Origin of the sequence: Limnofasciculus baicalensis BBK-W-15 (genome assembly GCF_024178385.1) — a bacterium.
Lineage (GTDB): Bacteria > Cyanobacteriota > Cyanobacteriia > Cyanobacteriales > Coleofasciculaceae > Limnofasciculus > Limnofasciculus baicalensis.
In genome coordinates this window covers 1-10288 of record NZ_JAMZMM010000221.1, presented here as the reverse complement: position 1 = coordinate 10288, position 10288 = coordinate 1, and the positions used below count along the sequence as shown (strand labels likewise).

General features: G+C 41.0%; 8 protein-coding genes. 6 read left to right on the top strand and 2 right to left on the bottom strand.

Annotated elements, in window-relative coordinates:
* The 4 genes from NJ959_RS19300 to NJ959_RS19285 form a co-directional block, all read left to right on the top strand.
* A partial coding sequence (locus NJ959_RS19300) for a hypothetical protein (RefSeq protein WP_254013370.1) occupies positions 1 to 197 on the top strand: 197 nt, incomplete at its 5' end.
* A gap of 64 nt (positions 198 to 261) precedes the next feature.
* Positions 262 to 1542 carry an aminotransferase class I/II-fold pyridoxal phosphate-dependent enzyme gene (locus NJ959_RS19295; RefSeq protein WP_254013369.1) on the top strand — a complete coding sequence of 427 codons (1281 nt, stop codon included), beginning with the start codon at positions 262 to 264 and terminating at the stop codon, positions 1540 to 1542.
* Positions 1543 to 1753: 211 nt separating this feature from the next.
* Positions 1754 to 2890: a hypothetical protein gene (locus tag NJ959_RS19290; protein ID WP_254013368.1), complete on the top strand. Its 1137-nt coding sequence runs from the start codon at positions 1754 to 1756 to the stop codon at positions 2888 to 2890.
* Between the two features lie 191 nt (positions 2891 to 3081).
* Positions 3082 to 4413, top strand: a complete 1332-nt coding sequence (locus NJ959_RS19285; RefSeq protein WP_254013367.1) for a D-alanyl-D-alanine carboxypeptidase — start codon at positions 3082 to 3084, stop codon at positions 4411 to 4413.
* 666 nt (positions 4414 to 5079) lie between these two features.
* On the opposite strand, the gene NJ959_RS19280 is transcribed toward NJ959_RS19285, so the two are convergent.
* The gene (locus tag NJ959_RS19280) at positions 5080 to 6015 is read right to left on the bottom strand and encodes an N-acetylmuramoyl-L-alanine amidase-like domain-containing protein (RefSeq protein ID WP_254013366.1); all 936 of its coding nucleotides are present in this window, start codon (positions 6013 to 6015) and stop codon (positions 5080 to 5082) included.
* 114 nt (positions 6016 to 6129) lie between these two features.
* On the opposite strand from NJ959_RS19280, the gene NJ959_RS19275 reads away from it, so the two are divergent.
* Positions 6130 to 7098, top strand: coding sequence for an NAD-dependent epimerase/dehydratase family protein (locus NJ959_RS19275; RefSeq protein ID WP_254013365.1), 969 nt, complete (start codon positions 6130 to 6132; stop codon positions 7096 to 7098).
* Positions 7099 to 7276: 178 nt separating this feature from the next.
* On the opposite strand, the gene NJ959_RS19270 is transcribed toward NJ959_RS19275, so the two are convergent.
* Entirely contained in the window at positions 7277 to 8023 is a 747-nt protein-coding gene (locus NJ959_RS19270; RefSeq protein WP_373693680.1) for an ABC transporter ATP-binding protein, read from the bottom strand.
* Between the two features lie 383 nt (positions 8024 to 8406).
* Between NJ959_RS19270 and NJ959_RS19265 the strand changes: the two genes are divergently transcribed.
* A partial coding sequence (locus NJ959_RS19265) for a filamentous hemagglutinin N-terminal domain-containing protein (protein ID WP_254013363.1) occupies positions 8407 to 10288 on the top strand: 1882 nt, incomplete at its 3' end.

Here is a 10288-nt window from a genome sequence, read left to right as displayed (position 1 = left end):
TAGCAATTCCCCAGACATCAAACCTCCAGCAGATTGTTACTTTTTGTGCTAGTCTGCTAAAGCAGAAACCAAAAATGCTGGATTTACGCCAATCGCCAATGTACCGATATTATCTGCTTGTGTCAGTTGCCATGTGCGAGATAAATCCCCACAGGGGAAACATTATATTAATTCAGGATAGCCACGAACCTTTGTAGAAATATACACATCTTGGGTTGGAGGCGATAGGCTATCTAGATAAAAGGTCATAGGAGTAAACTTGTGCAAGTTGTCAAAGAGTACGTCCAGCGCTGGTATGAAATCGGATTAGATCCCGACGAATATATTTGTCACCAGAAGCGGGGCAATTTAGTCGAGATTGAAGCGGTAGCGACAGGTAAGCGTCAGATGGTTTTGACCTTCTGCACGAATGACGTTTTGGGTTTGGTTCAGGAAGAGGCGGTCAAACAAGCAGCAATTGATGCTATCCTCCAGTATGGCACGTCCAATAGTTCCTGTTCGGTTTTGAGCGGTAGGATTGATTTGCATCGACAGTTAGAAAATGAGATTTCTGAGTTTAAGCACCTTCCACATACTCAGTTATTTATCAATGCTTGGATGGCAATGCAAGCCTTAATGGATGCCTTTTGTCATTTAGCTATTCCAGTTTCGGGATTTCAACATACTCGCGAGACTTTAATTCTAACGGATGTTCTCAATCACGGCTGTATTGTTTCCGCTCTTGCCAATGCGGGTAACCGTTCGGGAAAATTATTTGGTCACAGTCCCCGTGTTCGTGTTAGGGCTTATCGTCACTGCAATGTGGAAGATCTTGCTCGCAAGCTACGTCGATATGCTAGACCTGAAGATCGGATTATGGTAGTTTCCGATGCTGTCTTCTCGATGGATGGGGATATTGCTCCTCTACCAGACATGATCGACCTAATGTCGAATTACGAAGATAGTGTTTTGGTTATGGATGAGGCTCATGCCAGTGGCTCGATTGGGGCTACAGGAAGAGGGATATACGAACATTTTAATATCTTGCCACAAGACGCGATCGCGCGGGGAATTGTTCCCCTAATTATGACTACTTTCTCTAAGTTTGCTGCTTCGGCGGGTGCGGCGATTAGCAGCCATGTGCCAGAATTGATTCCTCTGTTAAATGTATCTCCTACTTCCATTGGGACAATTTCTTTATCGCCACCTCTGACTGCCGCAGCATTAGAAAGCATTCGTCAGGTACGGCGTACCCCCGAACTTGTTCAAAAAGTTCAGTCCAATACTCGCTATTTGCGATCGCGCTTAATCGAACAAGGGTTTAATGCTATTGGCGAAACTAATGTTATCCCTGTTATCTTGCCACCAGATATTAATCCGAAATTATTTGGTAAGTTAATGCTAGAAAACCACGGGATTTGGGTTTCTCCCATCTGGTTTATTGCTAAACCTCGCATCCGGATTACGGCTAATGCTCTTCATACTAAGGAAGAGATGGATAGTTTGGTGGCGGGGATGATGGCAACAAGAGATGTTTTATATAAGCCGATGATTAGTGCTTAGTTTGTTGTTGGTTATTGGTTATTGGTTGTTGGTTGTTGGTTGTTGGTTGTTGGCAAGTGGCTTAAGCCACTTGTTATTAGTCAAATAATGAATAACTGTAACAGGCAGGATGCCTGTTCTACAATAATAAGGTGGGGTAAAGATAAATTCGCTCTACAATAAACAACGAACAACGAACAACGAACAACTAATAACAAACAACAAACAACAAATGACCTCATCTTTTGAGATTCGGGCTGTTACTACTTCAGCAGAAATGGAAATGTTTCTGGATGTACCAGGACTAGTTTATGGTAATGATGCCAACTGGGTGTCACCTCTCCGTAGTGATATAGCCAAGCAATTCTCACCGAATAATCCTTTTTTTGGATATGGAAAATTGCAGCAGTTTATCGCTCTTGATTCAGCTAATAAGTCTCAGGCAGTGGGGCGGATTGTAGCAGCGGTGAATCGGCGGTTGATTGAAAGGGAGGGGAAAAATATTGGGTTGTTTGGTTTTTTTGAGTGTATCTCAGATTTTGCGATCGCACAATCTCTCCTCAACAGCGCTTGCCATTGGTTGCGAGAACAAGGAATGACAGTAGCAAGAGGTCCAATTGACCTCTCCACACACAATAATTGTTTATTTTTAGTCGATGGTTTTGACTCGCCACCGATGGTGATGATGCCATACAATCCGTCCTACTATCCAGAATTTATGGAAGAGGATGGTTGGCAGAAAGCTAAGGATGCTTATGCTTATAATGTCGCATTAGATAAACCTTTACCGGATAAATTTGAGAAAGGGTATCGGATTGCTTGTGAATCTGGCATTACATTTCGCCCGATTAGAACAAAAGGTGATGGATTTACCCAAGATTGTATTAGTCTATATCATCTTTTTAATAAAGCATTTTCTAATAACTGGAGTGCAACACCCCGCACAGAGAAAGAATTTCTAGAAGAAGCAAAATCATTACAAACGTTAGTAGATCCAGATGTTTTTCCTATTGCTGAAGATAAGGGAAAAATGATTGGTTTTTTTATGGGATTGCCTGACTATAATATTCCATTAAAGCATGTTAATGGCAAATTGAATTGGTTGGGAATTATCAAGTTTTTGTGGTATCGTCGCCAAATCGATAGAGGAAGAGTAATTGCTATTTGTTCTCTACCAGAGTATCGGCGAAAGATGGTACCTTTGGGGTTGATTTATTTGGGAATGGAAGGGGGAAGGAAAAAGGGAAAGCCGTATAAGCGAGGAGAGCTTTCTTGGGTTTGGGAGGATAATATGCCATCCCGGAAGTTGATTGAGGCTTCAGGAGGAACGATTTGTAAGACTTATCGAGTTTATGAGAAAGGGCTTTAAGAAGTTTGAGTAAAATAGGTGTAGGGGCGAGTCATTGCAATACTATTAATTTAGTAACAAAATCACCATAATCGACCAAAAAACCTTTGCGTACCTTTGCGCCCTTTGCGTTAAATAAAAATTATCGCAATTGTCAAGTATCATTTCAATAAACTAACCCTATTCATCTATAGTTTCTCTCAAATCAGGATATGCTCAAACCATTACGCTTAACTGCAACCCTATCCCTAACTCTCCTCACCCTCATTACCGGATGTTCTCCTCAATCTAACTCATCCCAACCTTCAGCCAAGCCAACTGAGACTGCTACTCTACCAAAAGTTGTGAAAAAACCAGATTTACCAAAAATTGTATCTCCGAATAATCCCAATTCACCTATTCAACAAAAAATAGAACAATATATAAATAGTATTGCTGCCAAAGGATTTGCTAAACAAAACCAAGGTATTTGGATACAATCTGGAAATACCCTATTAGCAAATCATCAAGGTACTATCCCTTTACCTGCCGCTTCCCTCACCAAAGTAGCAACATCTCTCGCTGCATTACAAACCTTTAATCCAGATCATCAATTTATTACTAAAATTAGTAGTACGGGAGAGATTAAGAATGGAATATTAGAAGGTGACTTAGTAATTGAGGGAGGAGAAGATCCTTTTTTTGTTTGGGAAGAAGCCTTTGCGATTGGTAATCTTTTAAATCAAATGGGAATCAAACAAGTTAAAGGTAACTTGATCGTAACAGGTAAATTTTACATGAATTTTGATACCAATCCCCTTAAATCTGGCAATCTCCTTAAACAAGGATTAAACGCCCAAATTTGGCCTCCAGCAGCCCAAACTCAGTATCAAACCTTACCCACAGATACCCCTAAACCCCAAATTGCGATCGCAGGTTCCGTACAAGTCTCCCCCTCACCTCCCAGTAATCTAAAACCCCTGATCCGCCATTATTCCTTTCCCCTTGCCGAATTACTAAAAAAAATGAATCAATATAGTAATAATCAGATGGCAGAAATAATCGCTAATTCTGTCGGTGGCGCTAAAGTTGTGGCTCAGAAAGCCGCCACTGCTGCTAATTTTCCTCAAACTGAAATTAGTCTCGTCAATGGCTCCGGATTAAGCGAGCAAAATAAGATTTCACCTCGTGGTGTCTGTGCCATGTTTCTCGCAATTGAGCAATACCTTCAAGATTATAATATGACTGTTGGCGATCTATTTGCCATTGTGGGAAAAGATGAAGGGATATTAAATGAAAGAAAAATTCCCCCCTTAGCTATTGTCAAATCCGGTAGTTTAAATGCAGTTAGTGCTTTAGCGGGTGCATTACCAACTCAAAAGCAAGGAATTGTCTGGTTTGTGACTATGAATGGCGGGACAAACTTAGAAGGATTCCGCGCTCAACAAGAGGTATTATTACAAGATTTCATCGCCCAATGGGGTGCAGTACAATCATTGCCGAAAGAATTAGAACCGAATCCAGAAAGACAAAACAAAACCTCCCGCAATGAAATAATAAATTAGCAGGTATTAGGAGCAGGTTGAGGAAGAAATATTAGCAGTAAAATCAATAACCTTCAATCAAATGGTTCTTCAGTACTTAGCGTGCCCAAATATTAGACTAAATAGTTGGGTTCTGTGAAGGTTCCCAGTCCAAGATCTCCCGCTCCGGACTAGAGGGTTTTCCCCTCTCTCTCAACCCCTCTCCCCCAAAAGAAAAGTACTCAATATAACTTAACAAATTCACCAACGGCTGAAAGTGCCTTAACTTCGTTAAAATTATTGAGATTAATTCTCAAAACTTGACGAATTTGCGTCGTTTCAGCTATCATGGTCTAATAATCCAAAGGAGGGCTAATAACCTTTGGTAGTTTTCTACGCTATTATAAGCCACTTCAATACTTTATAATCTCTAATAGTAGCTAAACCCGCACCTACAAATTTTGAATTATCGAAAGTTGCTTTACCATTATCTCTATAAAGAGAGAATCAAAAAACCTCTGCGTACCTCTGTGTTAACCTCTGTGCCCTCTGCGTTAAAAAACAGATTATAGTAACCCAACCAGATTAAATATAGAAAGTTGCTTTACCATTATCTCTATAAAGAGAGAATCAAAAAACCTCTGCGTACCTCTGTGTTAACCTCTGTGCCCTCTGCGTTAAAAAACAGATTATAGTAACCCAACCAGATTAAATACGAGAATCAATAGGGCGAGTCACAATAATACCAACCGAATGTTTCACATTCCCCACATATTGCTGTAAATCTCTGGCAACCCTGACACTCCCAGCAGGTGAAGCATGAATCAAACCAATATTTCCATCTATTTGGCGATAAACTAATCCAGTGTGAGTAACATCCAAGCCTGGAATATCAGTAGCGACTCCAATAATATCTCCTGGTTGTAATCGATCGTATATCTGGGGAATCCCACTTGTGGGAATGTAATTGATAGTGAGATGATTAAGTTTAGCCTCCATCTCTAGAATACATTGGTAATTACCCTCGCTATCTACTAACTGAGGATAGCTTTGGCGGTGTGTACTCATAAAATTTAATTGCTTATTCAGGGGTACACCTCCCAATGTTACTGTAATATTTTCTACAATACCCCGTTTCTGGTTATCATCAATCCATCCTGACAAATAATGGAGGCGACTACAATATCCGTTTAGCTCCCCATTTTCGTAACGTTGCTCAATAATGCGATCGCGAAATGCTTCATAGGAATAATCTTGCATAGCTATACCCCGCGCCATAGCTAATACGGTTTCGACAAATAGTACGCAGTCAAATTTATTCAGGGTGACGACTAGAGTTTCTGCTTTCGATTTGTCCAATAATCCTGCTTGGTAGGGTGTCCCGATAAATTGATTTGCGATCGCCTGTATAATGTCTGGCATGGATTTATGATGGAGTTGTTGAGCCGTCGCGTTTTCTATAATTTGCTGAAATTTTTCGTTCTCTTCTTGAGTAGCAGGATTAGCAGCGGATGTATTTGGGGGGTTTTCTATTTTATTGGGGGATGGGGTAGCGGATGTATTTGTGGTTGAGAAAGGAGAATTGGGGAAGGAATAGTTCACTTTGGCTTGAGATAGGAAATGTAAGTTTATGGCGACAGTCATTGTCAATCCTAATACAGATATTCCGGATATTTTTATCATGTATGACCTGATTTAGTTACAATTGGATATTATATCGTTTTCAGTACTATAGTTATCATCCAAATAGGAGGCATTATGAAAGCACTTGTCACTGGTGCGAATGGATTTACAGGTTCTCATTTAGTCAAATTATTAGAAAAGCGAGGGGATGTTGTTGTCGGTTTAGTACGGAAGTCTAGTAATTGCCATCGCATCTCTGATTGTAATCTGGAATTAGTCTATGGTGATATCACAGATCGAGATAGTCTGACTGCTGCTATGACTGGAGTAGACTGGGTATTTCACACGGCTGCTTATGTGGAATTAGGCATAGTTGATGGGGAGAGAATGGCACGGGTAAATATAGAAGGAACTCGTGCAGTATTGGAAGTTGCCCAAGGGATTGGGGTATCGAAAATGGTTTATTGTAGTACGATTGGTGTATTTGGGGATACTAAAGGTAAAGTTGTTAATGAAACCTTTCAACGGGAACAAGCTGACTTTTCTGGAGAATACGATCGCACGAAATATCAAGCTCAACAATTAGTAGATGAATTTGCTAGTAAGGGGTTCCCTGTAGTTAGTATATTACCATCAGGAATTTTTGGTGCAGATGACCCCCATTTTGGACCAGTAATCCAGCAATTTATGAAAGGTGGATTGAAGGTTTGGGCAGGAGGCGCTCGGATTACGGGGATTGTCCATGTGGATGACTTAGTAGCAGGAATGATTTTAGCGGCAGAGAAAGGTACAAATGGCGAAAAATACATTATTTCTGCTGGAGATCTTTCTACTCGTGACATGTTTGGTATTCTCAGTCAATCTGCTGGGATACCCATCCCGATGGAAGTGCCGAAACCGCTAGTTATATTAGCAGGAAATATTCTAGACCCCATTGGAAGGATATTTAACTGGCAACCTCCGATTAGTAGAGAAAGGGTTCACTATATTTATGAGCGTTGCGTGCGGGTAGATGCTACTAAGGCGCGTCAAGAATTAGGATGGAATCCTCGATCCGTATTAGAAATACTAGATGAAATTGCCACAATAATGAAACGAAGCTAAAATTGTAGGTTGGGTTGAAGTAACGTAGCTGGCTTCCCACAGGGTAACCCAACTACATTAAACAATTAGATCTAACTCCCTTATTGATAACAAACAACCAATAGCAAATAACCAACAACCAACAACCAACAACCAACAACCAACAACAAATAACCAACAACCAACAACAAATAACAAACTACCCTTCCTTAATCATCCCATCTTCCAAATAAATAACACTATCAGCCACATCAATAATCCGAGGATCGTGAGTCACCATTAACACAGTACAACCCTCTTCCTTCGCCAACCTACGCAATAACTCAATTACTTTATGGCCGCTTTGAGAATCCAAAGCAGCCGTGGGTTCATCTGCCATAATAATACGGGGATGCCCTGCCAAAGCCCGCGCGATCGCAACTCGTTGTTTTTGTCCACCCGATAAGTCTGCTGGTTTTTGATTCGCCTGTAAACCCAAGCCCACTTGTTCTAGTAATCCTTGGGCTTGCGATCGCGCTTTTACACCCTTAACTCCTTTAATATTAAGGACAACCTCTATATTTTCTGCTGCTGTTAGAGCGGGGAATAGATTAAAGTTTTGGAAAATAAAGCCAATTTTCTCTCGTCTAAAGGTTGTTAGCTTAGATTGAGAGAGTCTTGTGATTTCTTCTCCCAATAAATATACTTTACCCACAGTTGGTTTCATTAGTCCAGCTAAGATTGAAAGTAAAGTAGTTTTCCCAGAGCCAGATGGTCCCATCAGGAGTTGAATATCCCCGCTTTGGACTGCTAAGTCAATACCTTTCAGTACTTGATAAGACTGATTTCCCGATCGAAACGCCATTTCTATGCCTTCAGCAACAATAGTGGCAGTTTCGCCATGATTAAAATCTGTGGAAAGCGAATCAACCTGCCTTCGGCGTTTTGGGAACACAACAGAATCAATTGGGAGAATAGTTGGGTAGACACATGTGAAGAAATATAACACTAAATTGGTTTTATTCAAATATTTTTAGTCGTTTTCAGAAAAATGTTATATCATAACACATAGAGCATCTCCTGCAAGTAGCAAGTCGAGCGGATTACTACTTGTCAAACTACCAGCCCGTCAGGGTTTGAGCCAAACAATCTTTTGCTAAGTATCTTCCCATGTCTCTCTAGACGACGTGCCGTCTTGTTATAAATGTTCCTCCATCATCCCTCAACACTCTTAAAATTTGCTAATTGTCTTGAAGGCTGAGGACTGATGGAATAGAGACTGATACCTGAATCCTAACAAAATATCCACCCCCTATAAACCCCAAATATCTCTGGGTGATAGAATTAGCAATGAAAACAATAACTCTTTTAAAAGCAGCTATTACTGGATTTTGGCTTTGGGTTTTTGCCTTTGGCACTTCTCCTTTTTTGAAAGCTGTTGTTGTGGCGCAACCGATCGTATCAGCCCCGGATGGTACTGGCACAATTGTCACTCCAGATGGGCAAAGACTAGATATTTCCGGTGGCACATTATCCAAAGATGGGGCAAATCTGTTCCACAGTTTCCAGCAGTTAGGATTGGATGCCAATCAAATTGCTAATTTTCTCTCAAATCCCCAAATACAGAATATCCTAGGGCGAGTGGTTGGGGGAGATGCTTCTATTATTAATGGGCTAATTCAGGTAACTGGGGGAAACTCTAACTTATATTTAATGAATCCGGCTGGCATGGTTTTTGGACCGAATGCCAGTTTAAATGTTAATGGTGATTTTATTGCGACGACGGCTTCGGGTATTGGTTTTGGCGATAATAATTGGTTTAACGCCCTGGGGACGAATGACTATCAGAGTTTGGTGGGGAATCCCAATCAATTTGCCTTCGACTTGGCACAACATGGGGCAATTATTAATGCTGGTGATTTAGCCGTTGCCGAGGGTAAGAATATTAGTTTAATTGGCAGTAGTGTTATTAATACTGGGAAATTAACCGCATCGGGAGGAACAATTACTATTGCCGCAGTACCGGGTACAAGCCGGGTGAAGATGAGTCAAAAGGGACAACTCCTGAGTTTAGAGTTTGAAGCACCAAGGGATAAAGATGGGTTGGTATTGCCAGTTACTGGTAAAAATTTACCGGAGTTATTGACTGGTGCGGGGAAAAATGTCGAGACAGGGGTTAGGGTTACCCAAGGTGGGGAGGTGCAATTAAAGGCTTCGGGGGCAATTGTACCGAATGAGACGGGAGTGGCTATAGTAACTGGCGATATTGATACTTCTAATTCGGCTATTACTAAGGTTGGTGGGGAGATTAATGTTATTGGGAATAAGGTTGGTTTGATTGGTGGGAATTTGGATGCTTCTGGTGGTAGTGGTGGGGGGAATGTACGAGTTGGGGGAGGATATAAAGGTCAAGGGACAATTCCCAATGCTGCTGTCACCTATATTAGTAATGATTCTACAATTAAAGCCGATGCAACCGATCGAGGCAATGGTGGAGAAGGAATAGTTTGGTCGAATACAACATCCCGAATTCACGGTAATATTAGTGCCCGTGGTGGGGTGAATTCTGGTAATGGTGGTTTTGTAGAAACTAGTAGTAGCGGCTTTTTAGAAGTTACCTCTACTCCTGATATTACTGCGCCAGTAGGTTTAGGAGGAAGCTGGCTAATCGATCCGCGAAATATTACTATTAATAGTGCTGTTAATAGTGGTAGCGGCGCTGCTCCTAATTTTACCGCTAGTGCTGATAATGCGGTACTCAATATTGATACTCTGAAAGCCGCCCTAACTGGAGGTGCATCTGTAACCATATCAACAGGGGCAACAGGTAGTCAAGATGGAAATATTACCCTGGCTAGCGATTTAGATTTTAATGGCAAAGGTACTAATACTCTGACATTACAAGCAGCTAAAAATATTGTACTTAACGGGCAAATATTTGATAGCACTGCTGGAGGTGACTCACTTAACTTGTCATTAAATGCTACTGGTGGTAGCGTTACATTAAATCAAAATATCTCGACGGGGAGTGGCACTCTTAGTATTACAAGTAATGGTGCTATTACTCAAGGTGCTAGTTCAACTCTGACTATTGGTGGCACTACCACTCTAGCCGCAGGTGCAGCGAATAATATTACTCTGGATAATGCTGCTAATAACTTTAGCACAGTAGCTGTGACTACAGGTAATAATGTCAACTTGCGAGATAGCAATGCTATTGTATTAGGCACTT